We start from the raw sequence: 18,692 nt of genomic DNA, 5'->3' as shown, positions 1-18,692 counted from the left end.
TTACTCGGATTCCGGCTCGGCCTCGAGGTCGTAGAGATCCGTCGAGAGGTAGCGTTCGCCCGTGTCCGGCAGGACGGTGACGACCAGTTCCTCGGGGTGCTCGGCCGCGTAGTCGGCGGCAGCTGACAGCGCCGCGCCCGCGGAGATGCCGACCAGCAGGCCCTCGGTGAGGCCCAGCGTGCGAGCGGCTGCCTTCGCGTCGGCCGCCTCGACGGCCCGGACCTCGTCGATCAGTTCGGTCCGGAGGACGTCGGGGACGAACCCGGGGCCGATCCCCTGAATGTCGTGGCCGTCGCTACTGAGCTCCGAGAGCGTCGGCGACTCGGCGGGTTCGACGGCGACCGACGTGAACGCGGTGTCGCCCCGCTCCTCTTTGACGTACTCCGAGACGCCGGTGATCGTCCCGCCGGTGCCGACGCCGGCGACGACCGCGTCGACCCCGCCGTCGGTCGCCGCCCAGATTTCGGGGCCGGTCGTCTCCCGATGGACCGCCGGGTTCGCCTCGTTCTCGAACTGGCGCGCCAGGATCGCGTCGTCGCGCTCGGCGACGAGTTCCTCGGCGCGCTCGTTCGCGCCGCCCATGCCGTCCTCGGCGGGCGTCAGTTCCAGCTCAGCGCCGAGCGCCGACAGGAGCTGGCGCCGCTCGATCGACATGGACTCGGGCATCGTCAGCACGCAGTCGTAGCCGCGGGCAGCGCAGACCGCCGCCAGTCCGATTCCGGTGTTGCCGCTGGTGGACTCGACGACGGTGCCGCCGGGCTCGAGCGCGCCCGCCCGCTCGGCCGCGGCGATCATTTCGCGGGCGATCCGATCCTTGACCGAGTAGGGGTTCGCCGCCTCGACCTTCCCGAAGAGGTTGTCGGCGAAGGCGTCCAGTCGGAGCAGCGGCGTGGTTCCGATCAGTTCGTCGACGCCGTCCGCGACCGCGAGGGTCGCCGGGGTCTCGCTATCGCGGTTGCTATCGTCGTCCATCGGTCGGAACGAGGCTCCGATCGGGAGTCCGACTTGTCCCGAACGCGTTCGCCGTCGTTCCGGGAGCCGGGCGGAACACGGAGGTTCGACGGTGAAAGCGACGTTTCACCTATCCAAGGTGCTTTTTGAGTGCCCGACGATGGATCGACTATGGCTACGAATCGACGACAGTTCCTCGCGGCGTCGGGCGTCGGCATCGCGGCGGCGATGGCAGGGTGTGCGAGCAGCGCGTCGACCGACGAGGCGGGTGCCCAGTCGGGAGACGAAAACAGTTCTACCGGCGGCGACCGGGAAATCACCGTCAGCGCGAGCGGCGAGGTCGAGTCCGAACCCGACAGGGCGACCGTCTCCGTCGGCGTCGAAGCGCGCGGAGAAACCGCCGAGGACGTCACCGACGAACTGGCGACCGGCGCCGAGCAGTTGCGGCGGGCATTCGACGACCTCGGAATCCCGGAGGAGAACGTCGAGGAGGGGCGGTACCGCGTCAGACCCGAACCGGGCCCGGACGGCGAAAGCGAGGTGATCCGCGGCACCCACTCGTTCGAGGTGACCCTCGAGGACGTCGAGCGGGTCGGCGAGGTGATCGACGCCGCCGTCGAGGCGGGGGCCGACAATATCGGCCGCGTCAACTTCTCGTTGCAGGAGGAGACGCGCGACCGGCTTCGGAAGGACGCGATCGATGAGGCGCTGACGAACGCCGACGACGAGGCGGGGTACATCGCCGACAACCGCGAGGTCGAACTCGCCGGGACGAAATCGGTGACCACCGGCGACGTGCGCGTCCACGCGGTCAGCCACGACGTCGGCTACAGCGGGGGCGCTGCGGAAGATTCCGCAGCACCGCCAACCGAGATCGACGCGGAACCCGTAACCGTCTCCGCGAGCGTGACGGTCACCTACGCGTTCGACGAGGCTGCATAGTCCGTAGCGGCCGACGGCCGAACGTCTCGGGAACGACCGACGGCAGGCCGGTCGACAACCGATTTCGGCGGTCCTAAACCGAACTACTTTTGCGCTATTAGGTCAGCCTAAATCACATGGACTCGCATCGGAACGGTAGACCAAGTCGGAGACAGTTCGTTGCAACGGGGATCGCACTCGGCGGCGCAACGCTCGCCGGGTGTGCAAGCGATAACGACGGAAACGGGGGGAACGGCAACGGTAACGGCGGCACCGACGGAAACGGCGACGAACAGTCGTCGACCGACGGCGAGTCGGGGAGCGACGGCTCGTACACGGCGTCGATGGCGCCCGTCGGCGAGGTGGAGTTCGATTCCGTCCCCGAGAACCTCTTCGTCACCTACCCGCAGTACGCCGACATGGCGGTCGCGCTCGGGCACGGCGAAGGCGTGAACACGCTGTTTTCGACCGAGATGGCCGGCACCACGATGAACAAGTTCTACGAGCACCTCGAGGGTGTCTCCTTCGACTGGGAGGGACTACCGAACCCGCTCGAGGACGGGCTGACCAAGGAGCAACTGTACGAGCTCGACAGCGACGTCCACTTCCTCGATCCGTCCTACCCGGTGAAACACAACGACGATTGGGACGAAAGCGACATTGACGAGATCGCCTCGGCGCTCGGCCCGTGGTTCGGCAACTTCCACAGCGGCGTTCACAGCGAGCCCGCGGACGCCTACGCCGACGACTACGAGTACTACACGCTCTGGGAGATGTTCGAGCGCGTCGCAGCGGTCTTCCAAGAACGGGAGCGCTACGAGGAGCTCAAAGCGATCCACGACGATCTGATCGCCCGGATCGAGTCGAACCTGCCGCCGGAAGAGGAGCGGCCGACCGCCGCGCGGGTGACGCTGGGCGACGGCCAATTCTTCACCTACCACCTCAACACGCCCGGCTTCTGGCAGGCCGAAACGCGGCCGCTCGGCGCCGACGACGCGCTGACCGACCACGACTGGTCCGGCGACTGGGGAACGATCGACTACGAGACGATGCTCGAGGAGGACCCCGACGTGATCCTCCACCTCTGGGGGATCACCTCCCGCTACTCGATCGACAACGTCCGCGAGACCCTCGCGGACCACCCCGTCGGGAGCGATCTGACGGCGGTACAAAACGACCGCGTCGTCGCCGGCGGGATGCGCTACCAGGGGCCGATCATGAATCTCTTCCAGCTCGAGATGACGGCCAAGCAGCTCTACCCCGAGCAGTTCGGCGAGTGGCCCGGCTACGAGCCCGGGCAGCCGTATCCCGACATCCCGAGCGACGAACAGCTGTTCGACCGCGAGCAGGTCGCGTCGATCGTTCGCGGGGAGTTCTAAGATGACCGAGGGCGGGACCGACGACGGCCGTGCGGCCGACGCGGACGGAGGCGGCGACGAGACCGCCGAGGCACCTGCGGAGACCGATACCGCCGCTCTCGAGAACGGCGGTGCTGCGGCCGACGGTGACGTCAACGTCGACGTCGACTTTGCTGTCGCCGTCATCGGCGGCGGTCCCGCCGGCTGCGCCGCCGGCGTCTTCACCGCACGATACGGCCTCGAGACGATCATTTTCGACCGCGGCCCGTCCTCGCTGCGCCGCTGTGCGTCCCTCGAGAACTATCTCGGCTTCCCCTGTGGAATCGAGATCGAGACGTTCCTCGAACTCGCGCAGGACCACGCCGAGCAAGCCGGCTGTCAGCTTCGAAACGACCTCGTGGAGTCAGTTTCGAGGCTCGAGGACGGCGAAGGCTTCCGGCTCGAGCCCCAGGAGGGCGAGTCCGTCACAGCGCGGTTCGTCGTCGCCGCCTCGAAGTACGACGGCTCCTACCTGCGCGGGCTGGACGACGACGAATCGATGTTCGTCACCCAGGAACACGACGGCGGAACCGCTGAGCGGTTCGACCGCGACTACCCGGACGACGACGGCACCACGCCCGTCGACGGGCTCTACGTCGCCGGGCCGCTGGCCGGGAGCGGCGATCAGGCGATCATCGCGGCGGGCCACGGTGCAACGGTCGCCCGAACGCTGATTCGCGAACTGCGAGAGGAGGCGGGCTTCTGGGGCAAATACGCGGGCCACTACGACTGGCGGCGCAAGGTCGAAAACCGCCGCGAGGAGTGGGTCGACCCCGAACGCTGGGTCGAACTGTTCGAGGAGAGCGCGCCCGACGATTACGATCCGATTACGGTCCGCCGGCTCGCCGAAACCTACGCCGACGAGTACGGCAGCGACTACGTCGAGCCGGACGTTGCCGCCCAGCGAGCCGAACGCGGGCAACGGCGTCTCGCCGCAGCCCTCGAGGACGAGATCATCCTCGAGGCCGTCGACGACGAGGCTATCCTCGAGCGAGCAAGGGAACTCGAGGACTCGCCGTCGGACGGCTAGTCGGGACAGCGATCGTAGAAACCAGGCTGGTACTATCCTCTCCTCGTAGTTCGAAAGCGATAGGGAGATCGAATCAATCTCCAAAGCGTCCACGCTGGTCGATCGGCGGCGGATCGACTTCGAGCGAGCGCGCACCGCGGCGGCCTACTGTGCGGCGGCTGTCGCTCGATCGAAACCGGTTTTTCCGCTCAGCCAGTCGCCGATCCGGGCGCCGATTGCGCCGACGAGGGCCGCGAAGAGACTGCCGATCGTGACCAACAGAACCCCGCCGACGATCGGCGCGAATAGAGTGTACGACGACTCGGTCTCGAAGAGAAAGTACACCACGTCGGACACCATCCACAGCAGCACCGGCAACGCGCCGACGAACCCGGTTCGGGAGCCGACCCGGGAAACCTCGTCTGCCGTCCCTCGGAAGAAATAGCCGACGAGCAGCCCGGCAACGAATATCGCCTCGAGCTCGAGGGTCGTTCCCGTCCGCCAGTACGAACGGGCCGCGAACGGAAGCGCCAGCAGTCCGCCGACGAGCGCGTACCGCCAGCTATCGTCGGCCAGAAGGGAGCGCCAGTAGCGGAGCCGGAACACGTTCGACGATAGTGTTACTGATACTATAGTTGTTCGGGTGGTGCGTTCCCGTCCCGTCTCGTCGACTATCGACGGGCAGTCGGCGCTGCGTGTTCGGACTGCGCCGACTGCGACGCGATCAAAACGAGTGAAACTGCAGAAAACTGCGTTAGAACACGTCGCGGCTCAGTCGTCCGCGGGAACGGCCTGCGTCGTCGCTCGCTCGTCGGCCATCTCGAGGACGCTGTCGAAGAAGTCGAGGGTGTCCTCGGGGCCGGGGTTGGCCTCGGGGTGGTACTGGCGGGTGATGACGTCGTACTCGATGCCGTCGATGCCCTCCGGCGTGTCGTCGTTGACGTTGATCTGGGTGACCTCGAGGTGCTCGCCCGGATCGGCGACGGTGTAGCCGTGGTTCTGCGTGGTCATGACGACCTGACCCGACTCGAGGTCGAGGACGGGCTGGTTGACGCCGCGGTGGCCGAAGGTCATCTTCTCGGTGGTGCCGCCGAGCGCCTCGGCGACGATCTGCTGGCCGAGGCAGATGCCGGCGACGGGCGTGTCCTCGACGAATTCCTCGACGAGGCTGATCGCCTGTTCGTAGTTCGCGGGGTCCCCGGGACCGTTCGAGATGAACAGGACGTCCGGGTCGACGGCCTCGACGTCGGCAACGCTCGCATCGTAGGGGAGGACGTGAACCTCGGCGTCGCGGGCCAGCAGCGAGTCGACGATCGAGTCCTTCGCGCCGCAGTCGACCAGCGCGACGGTCTCGCCGTTGTTGTCTTCGCCGTAGACCTCGACCTCGTCGACGCTGACCTGCGCGCCGATGTCGGTGTGCTCGCTCATCGCCTTGCACTGCTCGAGTTGCTCGAGGGCGTCTTCCTCGGTGACGTCCTCGCCGACGGCGATGCCGCACTTCATCGCGCCCTCGTCGCGGATGTCGGTGACGACCTCGCGGGTGTCGAGGTGGTCGACCGCCGGAACGCCCTCGGACTCGAGCCACTCGGCGACGTCCGCGGTGAGTTCCTTGGCCAGCACCGCACGCGGGTGGACGCGGTCGTCCTCGAACCGCTCCTCTCGGACGCCGTAGTTACCGATCAGCGGGTACGAGAAGGTCAGGACCTGCTCCTCGTAGGAGGGGTCCGTGAGACTCTCCTCGTAGCCGGTATAGGCTGTCGTGAAAACCAGTTCGCCGCGAGCGGTACCCGGAGCGCGACCACGTCCCTCGATTACGTGGCCACCCTCCAGTGCAACGTAGGCCTCTGTCATTACGAACTACGTATTGAATCCACGACTATAAGTGTTGTCTTCGAAGCTCAGTTACGAAATTCGTAATCGGTAAGTCCCCGGTCCGCGTAGCCTCGCATCTCCATGGACGACCTGGACCGACAGATCCTCGATATCCTGCGGCGAGACGCCCGGACGCCCTACACCGAGATCGCCGACGAGATCGGGACGAGCGAGGGGACCGTCCGCAACCGCGTCGAGCGGATGATGGACGACGACGTCATCGAACGGTTCACGATCTCGACCCGCACCGGCAACGTGCAGGCGATGCTCGAGATCAGCGTCGAGGTCGACGTCGACACGAAGGCCGTCGCCGACCGGATGGCCGAATGGGACGAGATCGACTTCGTCTGGATGGTCTCGGGCGAGCAGGACATCGTCCTCGTCGTCGACGCCGCGGACACGCGCGGGGTCAACGACCTCATCACGAAAGCCCGCAACCAGGACGAGGTCATGAGCACGAAGACGCGGCTGATCCTCGAGGAACAGCTCGGTTGAGTCCTCGAGCAGGCTCGACCGGATCGAGAGCGGTGCCGAACGCGGACGGTACCTCACGACGTCTCCTCGCCGGGCGGTTTTCCGACGCCCGGCGTCGGCCGTTCGAGCGCGTCGATGACGCCCTTTCGGTTGTGGATCGCCCGGTAGCCGCGCCGGAGGAACCGATCGAGCGGCGACCGGGAGACGCGGGCGCTGACCCGTCCGTCGCGGATCGCGTCGACGACCGCCGACGGCGTGAGCCGATCGGCGTCGGTCTCGAGGACCGTGTACGCGCGCCCGACTTCGAAGGGGTAGTGGGCGTCGCTGCCGCCGACTAGCGGTAGATCCCGCTCGGCAGCCAATTCTTCGACCAGCGGCTGCGAGCGAGGATGTTTGCCGTTGACCTCGATCGCGTCGAACGGGATGTCCTCGAGTTCCCGGACCGTACTGTTCCGGAACGGGTGGGCGACGATCGCGGCGCAGTCGCGGTCGTGGGCCAATGCGACGGCTTCCTCTGGAGACAGCGCGCCCGGTTTCGTCTCTCGCGGCGGGTCCGGCCCGATGACGAGGACGTGGCCGCGGTCCGTCGTGATCTCGATGCCGGGGAGCGTTTCGATATCCGCAGCGGGCTCGAGCGGGGTGTAGTAGTCGTGGTTCGTCGTTGCGACCCCGTCGAGGCCGCGTCGCGCGGCGGCCTCGGCGAGCAGGCGAGCGCCGAGCGGGTCGAACCGATCGCCGAGTTCGCGGCGACCGTGGAAGAAACGCGTGTGCGCGTGGAGATCGACGGCGACGGTGTGCATATCGAAGCATACGCCGGGGAACCCCTTTTGCGCACGCCCGGCATAAACGGGGCCATGGACTCGGACGACGCGGGGATGCGCGACGACGGCGACGGAACCGGCGATCGCGTCCTCGTTCTCAACCCCGTCAGCGGCAGCGGCGATCACGTCGACGACGTCGTCGAACTGGCCGCAAACCGGGGTTTCGAGATTCGAAGAACCGAGGAGGCCGGCGACGCGAAGCGGTTCGCCCGGGACGCCGCGCCGGACGCCTCGCTCGTCGCCGCGGCGGGCGGCGACGGGACCGTCAACGGGGTCGCCAACGGCATCGCGGCCGCCGACGAACTCGAGACGACGACCCTCGGCGTCGTTCCCGCGGGAACGGGGAACAACTTCGCATCGAACATCGGCATCGAGGGCCTCGAGCACTCCTTTGCGGTCATCGACGAGGGACGACGGCGAGAGATCGATCTCGGGATCGCGAACGAGCGGGCGTTCGTCAACTCCTGCGTCGGCGGCGTCACCGCCGAAGCCAGCAGCGAGACCTCGACGGAGAGCAAGGCGGAGCTGGGGGTGCTGGCCTACGTCAAGGAGACCGTCGACACGATCGGCTCGTTCGACGCGCTGCCGCTGCGGGTGAAGACGGCGGAGGGGCCGAACGGCGAAGCGGCGCAGATGTGGGAGGGCGACGCGCTGTTCGTCCTCGTCGGCAACTGCCGGCGCTTTACCGGCGCCCGGACCGCGCAGGCCGACGTCGAGGACGGCCTGTTCGAGGTGACGATCGTCGCGGACGCCGCCGCGACGGAGCTACTGGGCGGGGCGGCCCTCGAGGCGCTGGAAGGGCTGTTCGACCGGGACAGCGGGAGTATCGTCCGCCGGCGAACCCCGTCGCTGGCGCTCGAGAGTCGGGACGAAGCCGTCGAGTACAGCCTCGACGGCGAGATGCTCGAGACGGAGCACCTGACCCTCGAGACGGACCCGAACGCGCTGACGGTTGCGGTCGGAGACGGTTATCAGTCGGATCCCGACAACGACGACGGCCGGTGGCCGTTCCGCGCGTAGACGGGGCACCACGGTGAGGACAATTCGACGCTGCGGCGGCGAGAAGACGATACTGGTTTCAAGAGTCACCGTAATTGTGGAGGTATGAGTTCGCAGCAGGACAACCTGCAACACGAGAACGCCGGACAGGACGTGATCGCCGTCGACGCCGACGACAACGAGATCGAACTCGTCAACCGCCTCGAGGCCCACACCGGGGACGGGATTCGGCACCGCGCGTTCACGTCGCTCGTGTTCGACGGCGAGGGCAACATCCTGCTCGCACAGCGAGCGCCCGACAAGCGCCTCTGGTGTACCTACTGGGACGGCACCGTCGCCTCCCACCCCGTCGAGGGCCAGAGCCAGGAGGAAGCGACCCGCCAGCGCCTCGAGGAGGAACTGGGCATCACACCGGACCAGTACGACGACCTGCGCCTGACCGATCGCTTCGAGTACAAGCGCTACTTCGAGAACGAGGGCGTCGAGCACGAGGTCTGTGCCGTCCTCAAAGTGACGCTGAACGACCGGACCCTCGATCCCAACGAGGACGAGGTCGCGGGGCTGATGTGGGTCCCCTACGAGCGACTGCACTCGAATCCGGAGTGGTACCGGCAGCTTCGACTCTGCCCGTGGTTCGAAATCGCCATGCGGCGCGACGTTCGGGAGTAACGACGACCGTTTCGCTACTGCGCACCGTTTTCAGCGCGATCGACTGCTCGGGTCGGAAACCGATCGACTGCATTAGCCATGTTACTGGATAGCAAGCAACAAGGCTTATTACACCCCCGTTCGTAGCGTCGGGCGAGGACCAACGGAATCGGTCCGTGTGACGAAATGAGTTCCCCATCACCGGAAACCGAGACGCACGAAGTCGAGCTCGGAACGGACGAGCAATGGATCGCCCACCACGCCATCGTGACCCGCGTCGACGAACTGATCGACGAGGGCGACGAGCCGCCGACCTGGACGATCGACGTATTCGATGCCCTCGAGTCTGAGGGCGAAACCGCGACCCTCACCGGTTACCAGGCGCGACGGCTCCGGGAGCTACTGACCGACTACCTCGACCGCGCTGACGCGCCGGACGAGGACGTCGAACACGGATCGACCGCTATCGACCAGCTCGAATCGGTACTCGAGAGCCGGGCGTAAGAGCTCGGACTCGTTTTTAGCAGCGACGTAACAGCGTCAGCAGCAGCAGTACCGTCAGGGACGAACCGTCGCCCAGACCGCCGTCAGCGCGAGCAAAACGGCCGGAGCGAGCGGCAGAATCAACAGCGCGAACAGGTAGTCCGCCGGCGGTAGCAGGATGATCGTGGCCGGCGCGATCAGGAAGGCGAAGACGATGACGCCGACGAGGGTCCAGCCGCGCCAGTCGAACTCGCGGTCGACCAGCCCGGGATGGATGGTCTTCGACCCAATCGTCCCGGTCGGAATCGGTCGCGCGCTCGCCGGCCGCTGCGGCGTCGGCATCCGCGCTGGCGGCGGTCTCGCGGCGCTCGCCGTCCTCGTCGAACGCCGCGGGATCGTGCACGTAGCCGCCGTCGTCGCTCGAGGTCACAGCGGGAGTTGCGGGGGCGTGGTGAAAGTCCTCACGGTTCCATCCGAACTTTTTCCACTTCGGGTTCGCTCACCACTCAGCGCAAAAACTTCGATGAAAAAGGCCGCTCGCTCCCGTTGGTCACTCGCGGGTGCAGCACTCGCCGCTTGACCGCAGCGGCACGGCTTCCGCCGCTACTGAACGGAATCTCCGCGAGGGCGTCTACGTACCGATCGTCCTACAGTTCGCTGTCCGGCCGCACGACGACCTTGCCGAAGCCCTCGCGCTGCTCGATGATCTCGTGGGCGCGGGCCGTCTCGCTCATCGGGAGCACCTCGCGGATCGCGGGCTCGAAGGTGCCGTCCCAGACGAGTTCCATCACGTCGTCGACCTGCCCCGGCGAGCCCATCGTCGACCCGATAATGTGGAGCTGGTTCCAGAAGATCCGCGGAATGTCCGTCTCGGGGTTGCCGCCCGCGGTGCCGCCGCAGGTGACCAACCGCCCGTTATTGGCCAGGCTCTTGATCGAATCGCGCCAGGTGCCGGCGCCGATGTAGTCGACGACGACGTCGACGCCGCGCTTGCCCGTCTCCTCTCGGATCCAGTCCGCGAAGTTTCGCTCCTCGTAGTTGACGACGTGGTCCGCGCCGTGCGCGCGGGCGTACTCGAGTTTCTCGTCGGTGCTACCGGTGGCGTAGACCTCCGCCCCCGCGTAGTCGGCGATCTGGAGGGCCGCGTGACCGACGCCGCCGCTGGCGCCCAGCACCAGCACCGACTCGCCGGCCTCGAGATCGACGCGGTCGATCAGCATCCGCCAGGCGGTCTGGAAGACCAGCGAGGACGCGCCGGCGGTGACCCAGTCGACGCCATCGGGAACGGGGATCAGGTTGTCCTCGGAAACGGCGGCGTATTCGGAGTGGACCCCGGTGACGTGCTCGCCCAGCAGGTGGAAGTTGACGCAGAGGGTGGGGTCGCCGTCACGGCAGAACTCGCACTCGCCGCAGCTGACGCCGGCGGTGACCGCGACGCGGTCGCCCGGCTCGAACCGGGAGACGTCGGCGCCGACCTCCTCGACGACGCCGGCCGCGTCGCTGCCGGGCACGTGGGGCATCTCGAGGGAAAGCGTCGGCAGTCCGCGGCGGACCCAGACGTCGAGGTGGTTGAGCGCGCCGGCTTTGACGTCGACGAGCACCTCGTCGCGACCGACCTCGGGGTCGGGATACTCGCCGTACTCGATGACATCGGTATCGCCGTGTTCGGTAATTTTTACCGCCTGCATACACGGTAGCAGACGGATTTGTCATTTATAATTGTGGGTAGGAGAACTCGACGCCGCTGCGCCGGACGGCCTCCCGTCGCCCGAAGCGACGGGACGGGGAGGGCAGCGTTTTCCGCTCGGCCGCCGAAAGCGGGGTATGAGCGAGCACGAGTCCGAGACGGACGCCGAGTCCGCGAGCGAGGCGGCACTCGAGGACGAGGAGTCACCGCTCGGTGCGAGTATCGTGACGATCGCCGCGAACCGGTCGCTCGACGACGATCCGGCCGGAACGGCGGTCGAGGAGGCGCTCGAGGGAGCCGATTTCGACCTCGCGACGCGGGAGCACATCGCCCCGAGCCACGACCGGGTGCAGTCGACCATCCTGCGCATGATCGAACGGGACGACGTCGACCTCGTCGTAACGGCGGGCGGGACGAGCGTCGAACCGGACGACGTCGTCATCGAGGCCGTCGAGACGCTGCTGGACAAGGAACTGACCGCCTTCAGCGAGGTGTTCACCTCGCTCGCCTACGAGGAGGTCGGCACCCGCGTTATCGCTGCGCGCACGCTGGCCGGCGTCGCCGAGGGGAAACCCGTGTTCTGCCTCCCGGGGAACGCCGAGGCGGCCCGACTCGCGACGGAGGAGATCATCCTCCCCGAAGCGGGCTATCTCGTCGACCTCGCGCGCGTCGAGGATGACGAGACGGAGGACGACGACGGACCCGACGAGAACGGCAACGGTAACGGCAGCCCCTCGGCCGGCTCCTAGCTACGTACCGGCGCCGAACGGAGTCGGTCCCTCGAGGTACTAGTAGGAGCGGACGCAAGGGTCGGTATGGACAAGCAGGCGCTCCGCGAGCGCATCTGGGACGAACTCGAGGACGGCGGCGAGGCGCGGTTTCCGTTCCCGCCCCACGGACGCATCCCGAACTTCGCCGGCGCGGACGAAGCGGCGGACCGACTCCAAGAGACCGACGCTTGGCAGGAGGCCGACGTCGTCAAGGCCAACCCTGACGCGCCGCAGTTGCCCGTGCGGCGGGCCGCGCTCCGGCAGGGGAAGACCGTTTACATGGCCGTCCCGCGGCTTCGCGACGAACAGTGTTTCCTCCGACTCGATCCCGACGACGTCGACGACATCGATCACGCGACGACGGTCGGCGGCTCCTCGGAGGCCGGCGTGCCGGTCCACCCGGAGGACGTCGAGCCGATCGATCTGATCGTCTCCGGCAGCGTCGCCGTCACCGAGGACGGTGCGCGGATCGGCAAGGGCGAGGGGTACAGCGACCTCGAGTTCGCGATCCTCGGCGAGTTCGACCTCGTCGACGATTCGACGGTCACCGCGACGACGGTCCACGAACTGCAGGTCGTCGACGAGGCCGTCCCGCTCTCGTCACACGACGTGCCGATGGATTTGATCGTCACGCCCGAGCGGACGCTCGAGACGGGTGCAACGGAGAACGCGAAACCGACGGTTCTCGAGTGGGACGAGTTGAGCGAGGAGCGACTCGCGGAGATTCCGATCCTCGAGCGGCTCCAGCCATCGGCTGACTGAGGAAGTACCTCGAGAGCGACGTCGCTCGCGAGAGGTAAAATCGCCCGAGGCGCGGTGGCGCCCCGGGATGCCAGAACCGCAAGGAGTGACCCGGGCCGGTGCAGCAGCCCGCGTCGGAACGGTACGGCAATGGTGGGGAAGGGTGCTGTGGTGGGATTGCTGGAAGTCACGGGAACAGGCGTGGGTGCCTACGGTGGAAGTGACCCGTCGACCTCCACCCGTTCGTAGGGGTGGGACCTACTTGAACGGGGGCGACGGTATACCCTTCTTACGCCGAATTCTCCCGAATTTAACTCGGATTTAATCCGCCGAAATCGTCCTCGAGAACGTTCATGGCTAGCATCTAACTGCAACTGACAATTAGGGCACGCAAAAACGGCAGTCGGGAACGGCCAACGGCCGGCGGCCGACGGTGCGACGCTCAACCGAGCAGTTCCTCGGCGACGATCGCCGGCGCGAGCAACTTCGGGTCGACCGCGATATCGAGTTGCGCCTTGACGAACTCCGGGATCGAATCCTCGGTGTAGACGACCGTCCGAATGTCGTCGGTGAGGTCGCAGACGATCGGAATCGTCGTCGCCTGCCCGACGTCGGTCAGGACGTACAGGTCGGCGTCGACGATGCCCGCCTCCTCGAGTTGCGGGCGCGAGATGACACCCTCGAGGCGCGTGACCGCGACGCCCTCATTCTCGAGGGCCTCGCCGATGCCGTCGGCGTCGGGGCCGGCGACGATCGCTCGCGTAGTTTTGGACGCCTCGCTCATTCGTACTCGATCGTCGCGGGCGGTTTGTGCGTCACGTCGTAGACGACGCGGGCGACGTTTTCGTTGGTCCCCGTGATCCGGGACTGGATGCGCTGGAGGGTCTCCCAGTCGATCTCCTGGGCGCGGGCGGTCATCCCGTCGCGGGACTCGACCGAGCGCACGGAGACGACCCAGCCGTGGACGCGGTTGTCGCCCTTGACGCCCGTCGCCTTGCCGATCACTGCCGCGAGGGCCTGCCACGGCTCGTACTCCTCGAGTTCCTCCTCGACGACGTGGTTGGCCTCGCGGGCGACCTCGAGTTTCTCCTCGGTGACCTCGCCGATCACCCGAACCGCGAGGCCGGGGCCGGGGAACGGCATCCGCTCGGCGACGATCTCCTCTAAGCCGAGGTGGCGGGCGACCTCGCGGACCTCGTCCTTGTAGAGGTCGCGGACGGGTTCGACGATCCCCTCGAACTCGACGACGTCGGGGAGCCCGCCGACGTTGTGGTGGGACTTGATCCCGCCCTCGCTCTCGATGCGGTCGGGGTAGATCGTCCCCTGCACGAGGTAGTCGGCGTCGGCGTCCTTGGCCTCGCGCTCGAACTCGCGGATGAACTGCTCGCCGATGATCTCTCGCTTCTCCTCGGGGTCGGTGACGCCCTCTAAGGCCTCGAGGAACCGGTCCTGGGCCTCGACGATCCGCAGCGACTCCATGTAGTCGAAGGTCTCGCGGATCTGGTCGGTCTCGCCCTTGCGCATGAGGCCGGTGTCGACGTAGACCGGTGTCAGCCGGTCGCCGATGGCCTCGTAGGCCAGCGCGGCGGCGACCGAGGAGTCGACTCCGCCCGAAAGGGCGATGACGGCGTTTTCGTCGCCGATTTCGTCTTCGATCTCTGCGACTGCGTCCGGAACGAACGTGTCTGTGTCTACCATCAGTGGGTGACCTCCGTTTCGGCGTCGGTGTCCGCGTCGGTCTCGGCGGTCTCCGTTTCGACCGCGTCGGCGCCGGCGCCGGTCTGCTCGAGGACGGACTCGACCAGGCCGACGAACGGCGGGCTCGGCTGGCCGGGTCGGGACTTGTACTCGGGGTGGAACTGCGTCCCGAAGAAGAACGGGTGGTCCTCGTGCTCGAGGATCTCCATCCGGTTGCCGGCGGTGCCCGAGAACGTCAGCGGCTCGTCCTCGAACTGGTCGAAGTACTCGGGGTTGACCTCGTAGCGGTGGCGGTGACGCTCCGAGCAGGACGTGTCGCCGTACAGCTCGTAGGCCAGCGTCTCGGGTTCGATGACGGTCGTGTGCTCGCCCAGCCGCATCGTCCCGCCCATGTCCTCGACCTCGTACTGCTCGGGCAGGATGTCGATGACCGGATGGGGCGTCTCCTCGTCCATCTCCGCGGAGTGGGCGTCCTCGAGGCCCAGCACGTTGCGGGCGTACTCGACGACGGCCATCTGGAAGCCCAGACAGAGCCCGAGGAAGGGCACGTCGTTCTCGCGGGCGTACTGAACCGCCCGGATCTTCCCCTCGGTGCCGCGCATCCCGAAGCCGCCGGGGACGATGATCCCGTCGACGTCCTCGAGTTGGTCGTCGTACGCGTCGGCCATCCCGTCGGCGTGAACCCAGTGGACGTTGACGTCGACGCCGAGTTCGAAGCCGGCGTGTTTCAGCGACTCGTGGATCGACATGTACGCGTCCTCGAGGTCGTACTTGCCGACCAGCGCGATGTCGATCTCGTCGGTCTGGTCCGTGGTGACGATCTCGCGCCACTCGTTGGCGCGCTCGCCTTCCGGCAGGGCCTCGTCGGCCAGCCCGAAGTGCTCCAGGACGTACTGGTCGAGCCCCTCTTCCTCGACCATCAGCGGGACGTGGTAGACGTCCTCGACGTCCGGGTTGGAGAAGACGGCTTCAGTGGGAATGTCGCAGAACAGCGCGATCTTCTCCTTGGTCTTGGGCTCGAGGCGGTCCTCGCAGCGGCCGACGATGATGTCGGGCTGGAGTCCGATCGAGCGCACTTCCTTGACCGAGTGCTGGGTGGGCTTGGTCTTCTGCTCGCCGTTCTTCGAGTACGGGACGAGGGTGACGTGCGTAAAGAGGACGTTCTCCTCCGGTTCCTCGTGGGCGAACTGGCGCAGCGCCTCGAGGTAGGGCATCCCCTCGATGTCACCGACGGTGCCGCCGACCTCGACGATACAGACGTCGGTGCCTTCGGCCGCCTCGCGAATGCGGCGCTTGATGTCGTCGGTGATGTGGGGAATGATCTGGACCGTCTTGCCCAGGTAGTCGCCGGCACGCTCCTTCTCGATGACGTGCTGGTACGTTTTCCCCGTGGTGATGTTGTGGTCCGAGGTCATGTCGACGTCGAGGAACCGCTCGTAGTTCCCCAGGTCGAGGTCGACCTCGCCGCCGTCCTTGAGGACGTACACCTCCCCGTGCTGGTAGGGGTTCATCGTCCCCGCGTCGACGTTCAGATACGGATCGATCTTCACGGCGGTCACGTCGAAGCCGGCGTTTTTCAGGAGCCGGCCGGTGCTCGCGGCCGTAATCCCCTTGCCGAGCCCCGACATAACGCCGCCGGTGACGAAGATGAACTTGTTCCCCAGTGTGGGGTCATAATCAGTGTCCGATTCCGTCGGCATACCGAGTGTCCGCGCGACCGATTGAAAACGATTTCGGGACCGTACCGCCTCCGACAGCCCTTGGCACGGTACGACGTCGCCGCGGCCTCGCAACCGGCGCGCGGGCTAGACGGCGGCGCGACGGCCGGCGTCGCGGCCCGCCCCTACGGCTCCTCATCCATCGTCGCCTTCCCCTGCGGGTCCTCCTCCTTCGATACCTTCCCTTCGGCCTCGTCCTGGGGATTCAGATCCTGCACTTCCACGATCTCGGCCTGATCCATGTACTCGATGCCGCCGCCCATCCGCAACTGGATCGTCTTCCCGGGGAGGTCCGGGTCGTCCGCGTCGGTTTCCTCCTTCGGCACGGAGACGGCCGTGACACCCTCGATCGTCACGTCGCGCTGCTGGATCGGATCGTCTTCGAACTCGATCGTCTCCCACGTCTCGAGGTCGAACTCGGCGATGCTTTCGCCGAAGTACTCCTCCGGTTCCTTGTCGACCGTATCCTCCGTCTGGGACTCGCCGGTCGTCCGGTTGTCGTCGAACTGGACTTCTTCGTGTTTGTACTGGCGGAGATGCACGAGCATACGCTGACCAACCGGAACCACCTAGTTAATCGTTACAGTGGAAGTGGCAACCGTTTCATCACCCTCCCGTTCCAATTCGACGGTGACCCGAATCCGATTCGGCCGTTCGCGGCACGAACAATGTAATCAACGCCGAACGCAGCCGCTCCCGGGCGTATTTATAGCTGGACGTACAGCGTATCGACCGTGGTGTCTCGCGACCAACACGTTTCCGACGCCGACCCTGCTCTCGAGCCCGATCCGGACGACGTCGGCGAGCCCGATATCGGCTTTCAGGCCGGCTTCGGGTTCTACCTCGGGGTCGTCGCAACCGGGGTCGCGGCGATCGGCGGCCTCCTCGCGGGCGCGACCACTGCGACGCTGTTGGGGCTCCTTCCGAGCGCGCTCACCGCGGTCGCGGTCGTGGGGCACATCCTCGCGAAGCGCGCTCACGGACTGCCCGAACGGATCGGCGGCAGTCGGTGGCGACAGCTCGCGTCGTACCTCCCCGCCGCGGGATTCGGCGCCGTCCCCTTCGGCCTCGAGGGAGGCGGGCAACTCGCCGTCGTCGCGGGCGCGTTCGCCGTGCTGACCGGCGTCTCGGCGTTCGGCCTGAACCGCCTCTCGCGAAAGCGGTACGCCGACGCCGTCGCGGACGACGAGCCGGCCGCCCGCTGGACGTGGCACCGCGCCGGGTACCTGTCCGGCGAGACCGCCACGACCGCGCTCGCGGCGGTGACGGTCGGCGGCGGCCTCGCCATGGCGGTGACCGGCTACTGGTTCGGGCTGTTCTGGCTCGTCTACGGGATCGCGATGCTCCTCGCCGAGCGCACCGACTGGGGCGGGCTGGACGATATCGATCCGAACGAGCGGTGGAACCCGCCGGAAATCAGCGCCCACGACGCCGGGCTCGTGATCGGCGATCGAAAGTTCGTCCCGTGGAAACAGATCGCTGACGTCCGCCTCACCGACGACGAACTCGTCCTCGAGCGCGACGGCTACGGGTTCGACATTCGCTGCGCTCGCTCGGCCATCGACGACCCCGAAGCGGTGCTCGAGGGGATCGAGCGTGCCCGGGCTCGATCGGGTACCGACGCGCCCGAGGACGACCGGCCGGACCTGCGCGAGCGCGACGCCGCCGACCGCGAGGGCGAGTCGGCGGTAGATGCCGAGCCCGAGACGCCCGACCTCGAGACCGAGACCGAACCCGAGTCCGCGTAGCTCGTCGCCGTCCCGGCGGTCGCACCGCAGGAACCAGTCAGTGCTGCAAAGTACCGAGCGGTCGTTGCACGCCGTATGAGCGACCTCACGATCTCCGTCGACGATCTCGAACTCGAGGCCACCTGGACCGACGAGGCGCCCGAAACGCGTCGCGCGCTCGAGAACGCGCTGCCGGTAGCCGGCGACGCCGTTCGGTGGGGCGACGAACTCTACATCGACGCGGCGCTCGACGCGCCGCTCGAGAGCGAGCGCGAGGTCGTCCCCGAGGGAGCGATCACCTACTGGCCTGCGGGGAACAAACTCTGTCTGTTCTGGGGGCCGACGCCCGCCAGCGTCGAAGACGAGCCCCGAGCCGCCGCCCCCGTGAGCGTCGTTGCGCGCGTTACGGACGTCGACCCGCTCGCTGCGGTCGACGGCAGCGCACGGTTGGAACTCGAGTCCGCCGAGGATAGCTGACCGTTCGAACCCGAAACGAGGAATCCGCCTACGGCGATCAGGACCGCTCCTGGGCCGTCGACTCGCTCTCGAGCACTCGCCCGTTACGCCGCGAGAGAATAAGCCACTGCGGGACGGCGAGGACGAGCAGTACCGCCGCCAGCAGGACGAACAGATCCGTCGCCCCGATCGCGAGACAGTAGAACAGTCCGGCGGCGAGGCCGACGTACGCCGCGACGAGCACCCAGACGAGACGGTTCATACTTCTTATAGGTACGCGGCTATGATAAGAGCATTGGCCGGTGTCGCCGTCGGAAGCG

At 67.0% G+C, this 18,692-nt stretch carries 21 protein-coding genes and 1 pseudogene; 11 read left to right on the top strand and 11 right to left on the bottom strand.

Annotated features, from left to right (window positions below; all coding sequences use genetic code 11):
• Positions 1-972 carry a cysteine synthase A gene (cysK, locus tag HALXA_RS14575; RefSeq protein ID WP_013881146.1) on the bottom strand — a complete coding sequence of 324 codons (972 nt, stop codon included), beginning with the start codon at positions 970-972 and terminating at the stop codon, positions 1-3.
• A gap of 150 nt (positions 973-1,122) precedes the next feature.
• Between cysK and HALXA_RS14570 the strand changes: the two genes are divergently transcribed.
• From HALXA_RS14570 to HALXA_RS14560, 3 genes are all read left to right on the top strand, one after another.
• Positions 1,123-1,893 carry an SIMPL domain-containing protein gene (locus HALXA_RS14570; RefSeq protein WP_013881145.1) on the top strand — a complete coding sequence of 257 codons (771 nt, stop codon included), beginning with the start codon at positions 1,123-1,125 and terminating at the stop codon, positions 1,891-1,893.
• A 116-nt stretch (positions 1,894-2,009) separates the two neighbouring features.
• On the top strand, positions 2,010-3,251 hold the full coding sequence (locus HALXA_RS14565; protein WP_013881144.1) for an ABC transporter substrate-binding protein: 1,242 nt from the start codon (positions 2,010-2,012) through the stop codon (positions 3,249-3,251).
• A gap of 1 nt (position 3,252) precedes the next feature.
• Positions 3,253-4,299, top strand: coding sequence for a thioredoxin reductase (locus HALXA_RS14560; RefSeq protein WP_013881143.1), 1,047 nt, complete (start codon positions 3,253-3,255; stop codon positions 4,297-4,299).
• A gap of 144 nt (positions 4,300-4,443) precedes the next feature.
• Here HALXA_RS14560 and HALXA_RS14555 read toward each other — a convergent pair whose 3' ends face one another.
• Positions 4,444-4,884 (bottom strand): DUF5518 domain-containing protein, encoded by a 441-nt coding sequence (locus tag HALXA_RS14555; RefSeq protein ID WP_013881142.1) that lies wholly within the window; start codon positions 4,882-4,884, stop codon positions 4,444-4,446.
• 165 nt (positions 4,885-5,049) lie between these two features.
• A complete protein-coding gene (gene carA, locus HALXA_RS14550) occupies positions 5,050-6,129 on the bottom strand; it encodes a glutamine-hydrolyzing carbamoyl-phosphate synthase small subunit (protein ID WP_013881141.1) in 1,080 nt (359 codons plus the stop codon).
• Positions 6,130-6,231: 102 nt separating this feature from the next.
• Here carA and HALXA_RS14545 point away from each other — a divergent pair, with 102 nt between their 5' ends.
• Positions 6,232-6,645: an Lrp/AsnC family transcriptional regulator gene (locus tag HALXA_RS14545; RefSeq protein WP_013881140.1), complete on the top strand. Its 414-nt coding sequence runs from the start codon at positions 6,232-6,234 to the stop codon at positions 6,643-6,645.
• 53 nt (positions 6,646-6,698) lie between these two features.
• Here the strand turns inward: HALXA_RS14545 and HALXA_RS22495 are convergent, their stop codons facing one another.
• Positions 6,699-7,424 (bottom strand): PHP domain-containing protein, encoded by a 726-nt coding sequence (locus tag HALXA_RS22495; RefSeq protein ID WP_013881139.1) that lies wholly within the window; start codon positions 7,422-7,424, stop codon positions 6,699-6,701.
• A 54-nt stretch (positions 7,425-7,478) separates the two neighbouring features.
• Here HALXA_RS22495 and HALXA_RS14535 point away from each other — a divergent pair, with 54 nt between their 5' ends.
• From HALXA_RS14535 to HALXA_RS14525, 3 genes are all read left to right on the top strand, one after another.
• Positions 7,479-8,465, top strand: a complete 987-nt coding sequence (locus tag HALXA_RS14535; RefSeq protein WP_013881138.1) for a diacylglycerol/lipid kinase family protein — start codon at positions 7,479-7,481, stop codon at positions 8,463-8,465.
• A gap of 84 nt (positions 8,466-8,549) precedes the next feature.
• Positions 8,550-9,113, top strand: a complete 564-nt coding sequence (locus HALXA_RS14530) for an NUDIX hydrolase (RefSeq protein ID WP_013881137.1) — start codon at positions 8,550-8,552, stop codon at positions 9,111-9,113.
• Positions 9,114-9,278: 165 nt separating this feature from the next.
• Positions 9,279-9,596 carry a DUF7853 family protein gene (locus HALXA_RS14525; protein ID WP_013881136.1) on the top strand — a complete coding sequence of 106 codons (318 nt, stop codon included), beginning with the start codon at positions 9,279-9,281 and terminating at the stop codon, positions 9,594-9,596.
• A gap of 54 nt (positions 9,597-9,650) precedes the next feature.
• Here HALXA_RS14525 and HALXA_RS14520 read toward each other — a convergent pair.
• Positions 9,651-10,005: pseudogene (locus HALXA_RS14520) on the bottom strand (hypothetical protein).
• A 217-nt stretch (positions 10,006-10,222) separates the two neighbouring features.
• Positions 10,223-11,263, bottom strand: a complete 1,041-nt coding sequence (locus tag HALXA_RS14515; protein WP_013881135.1) for a zinc-binding dehydrogenase — start codon at positions 11,261-11,263, stop codon at positions 10,223-10,225.
• A 136-nt stretch (positions 11,264-11,399) separates the two neighbouring features.
• On the opposite strand from HALXA_RS14515, the gene HALXA_RS14510 reads away from it, so the two are divergent.
• Together HALXA_RS14510 and HALXA_RS14505 are read left to right on the top strand one after the other, a co-directional pair.
• On the top strand, positions 11,400-12,011 hold the full coding sequence (locus tag HALXA_RS14510) for a MogA/MoaB family molybdenum cofactor biosynthesis protein (protein ID WP_013881134.1): 612 nt from the start codon (positions 11,400-11,402) through the stop codon (positions 12,009-12,011).
• 66 nt (positions 12,012-12,077) lie between these two features.
• Positions 12,078-12,794 carry a 5-formyltetrahydrofolate cyclo-ligase gene (locus HALXA_RS14505; protein WP_013881133.1) on the top strand — a complete coding sequence of 239 codons (717 nt, stop codon included), beginning with the start codon at positions 12,078-12,080 and terminating at the stop codon, positions 12,792-12,794.
• Positions 12,795-13,215: 421 nt separating this feature from the next.
• Here the strand turns inward: HALXA_RS14505 and HALXA_RS14500 are convergent, their stop codons facing one another.
• The 4 genes from HALXA_RS14500 to HALXA_RS14485 form a co-directional block, all read right to left on the bottom strand.
• Positions 13,216-13,557 (bottom strand): DUF7126 family protein, encoded by a 342-nt coding sequence (locus HALXA_RS14500; protein ID WP_013881132.1) that lies wholly within the window; start codon positions 13,555-13,557, stop codon positions 13,216-13,218.
• Positions 13,554-14,471 (bottom strand): glutamine-hydrolyzing GMP synthase, encoded by a 918-nt coding sequence (guaA, locus tag HALXA_RS14495; RefSeq protein WP_013881131.1) that lies wholly within the window; start codon positions 14,469-14,471, stop codon positions 13,554-13,556. Before guaA ends, HALXA_RS14500 begins: the two co-directional genes overlap by 4 nt.
• A complete protein-coding gene (gene pyrG / locus HALXA_RS14490) occupies positions 14,471-16,171 on the bottom strand; it encodes a glutamine hydrolyzing CTP synthase (RefSeq protein WP_013881130.1) in 1,701 nt (566 codons plus the stop codon). Before pyrG ends, guaA begins: the two co-directional genes overlap by 1 nt.
• 143 nt (positions 16,172-16,314) lie before the next feature.
• Positions 16,315-16,737: a hypothetical protein gene (locus HALXA_RS14485; RefSeq protein ID WP_013881129.1), complete on the bottom strand. Its 423-nt coding sequence runs from the start codon at positions 16,735-16,737 to the stop codon at positions 16,315-16,317.
• 186 nt (positions 16,738-16,923) lie between these two features.
• Between HALXA_RS14485 and HALXA_RS14480 the strand changes: the two genes are divergently transcribed.
• Complete coding sequence (locus tag HALXA_RS14480; protein ID WP_013881128.1) at positions 16,924-17,937, top strand: hypothetical protein; 1,014 nt, start codon at positions 16,924-16,926, stop codon at positions 17,935-17,937.
• 75 nt (positions 17,938-18,012) lie between these two features.
• On the top strand, positions 18,013-18,393 hold the full coding sequence (locus tag HALXA_RS14475) for a cyclophilin-like family protein (RefSeq protein ID WP_013881127.1): 381 nt from the start codon (positions 18,013-18,015) through the stop codon (positions 18,391-18,393).
• Positions 18,394-18,430: 37 nt separating this feature from the next.
• Here the strand turns inward: HALXA_RS14475 and HALXA_RS14470 are convergent, their stop codons facing one another.
• Positions 18,431-18,634, bottom strand: coding sequence for a hypothetical protein (locus HALXA_RS14470; RefSeq protein ID WP_013881126.1), 204 nt, complete (start codon positions 18,632-18,634; stop codon positions 18,431-18,433).
• Positions 18,635-18,692 lie beyond the last annotated feature (58 nt).

It is taken from the genome of Halopiger xanaduensis SH-6 (genome assembly GCF_000217715.1).
Classification (GTDB): domain Archaea; phylum Halobacteriota; class Halobacteria; order Halobacteriales; family Natrialbaceae; genus Halopiger; species Halopiger xanaduensis.
Note: the sequence above shows the minus strand (reverse complement) of the source record. Positions and strands in the feature narration are given on the sequence as shown.

What these genes read in the sequence shown, in the direction of transcription:
- cysK (WP_013881146.1), bottom strand. Translation starts at nt 972, where the DNA reads ATGGACGACGATAGCAACCGCGATAGCGAGACCCCGGCGACCCTCGCG.
- HALXA_RS14570 (WP_013881145.1), top strand. Translation starts at nt 1,123, where the DNA reads ATGGCTACGAATCGACGACAGTTCCTCGCGGCGTCGGGCGTCGGCATC.
- HALXA_RS14565 (WP_013881144.1), top strand. Translation starts at nt 2,010, where the DNA reads ATGGACTCGCATCGGAACGGTAGACCAAGTCGGAGACAGTTCGTTGCA.
- HALXA_RS14560 (WP_013881143.1), top strand. Translation starts at nt 3,253, where the DNA reads ATGACCGAGGGCGGGACCGACGACGGCCGTGCGGCCGACGCGGACGGA.
- carA (WP_013881141.1), bottom strand. Translation starts at nt 6,129, where the DNA reads ATGACAGAGGCCTACGTTGCACTGGAGGGTGGCCACGTAATCGAGGGA.
- HALXA_RS14545 (WP_013881140.1), top strand. Translation starts at nt 6,232, where the DNA reads ATGGACGACCTGGACCGACAGATCCTCGATATCCTGCGGCGAGACGCC.
- HALXA_RS22495 (WP_013881139.1), bottom strand. Translation starts at nt 7,424, where the DNA reads ATGCACACCGTCGCCGTCGATCTCCACGCGCACACGCGTTTCTTCCAC.
- HALXA_RS14535 (WP_013881138.1), top strand. Translation starts at nt 7,479, where the DNA reads ATGGACTCGGACGACGCGGGGATGCGCGACGACGGCGACGGAACCGGC.
- HALXA_RS14530 (WP_013881137.1), top strand. Translation starts at nt 8,550, where the DNA reads ATGAGTTCGCAGCAGGACAACCTGCAACACGAGAACGCCGGACAGGAC.
- HALXA_RS14525 (WP_013881136.1), top strand. Translation starts at nt 9,279, where the DNA reads ATGAGTTCCCCATCACCGGAAACCGAGACGCACGAAGTCGAGCTCGGA.
- HALXA_RS14515 (WP_013881135.1), bottom strand. Translation starts at nt 11,263, where the DNA reads ATGCAGGCGGTAAAAATTACCGAACACGGCGATACCGATGTCATCGAG.
- HALXA_RS14510 (WP_013881134.1), top strand. Translation starts at nt 11,400, where the DNA reads ATGAGCGAGCACGAGTCCGAGACGGACGCCGAGTCCGCGAGCGAGGCG.
- HALXA_RS14505 (WP_013881133.1), top strand. Translation starts at nt 12,078, where the DNA reads ATGGACAAGCAGGCGCTCCGCGAGCGCATCTGGGACGAACTCGAGGAC.
- HALXA_RS14500 (WP_013881132.1), bottom strand. Translation starts at nt 13,557, where the DNA reads ATGAGCGAGGCGTCCAAAACTACGCGAGCGATCGTCGCCGGCCCCGAC.
- guaA (WP_013881131.1), bottom strand. Translation starts at nt 14,471, where the DNA reads ATGGTAGACACAGACACGTTCGTTCCGGACGCAGTCGCAGAGATCGAA.
- pyrG (WP_013881130.1), bottom strand. Translation starts at nt 16,171, where the DNA reads ATGCCGACGGAATCGGACACTGATTATGACCCCACACTGGGGAACAAG.
- HALXA_RS14485 (WP_013881129.1), bottom strand. Translation starts at nt 16,737, where the DNA reads ATGCTCGTGCATCTCCGCCAGTACAAACACGAAGAAGTCCAGTTCGAC.
- HALXA_RS14475 (WP_013881127.1), top strand. Translation starts at nt 18,013, where the DNA reads ATGAGCGACCTCACGATCTCCGTCGACGATCTCGAACTCGAGGCCACC.
- HALXA_RS14470 (WP_013881126.1), bottom strand. Translation starts at nt 18,634, where the DNA reads ATGAACCGTCTCGTCTGGGTGCTCGTCGCGGCGTACGTCGGCCTCGCC.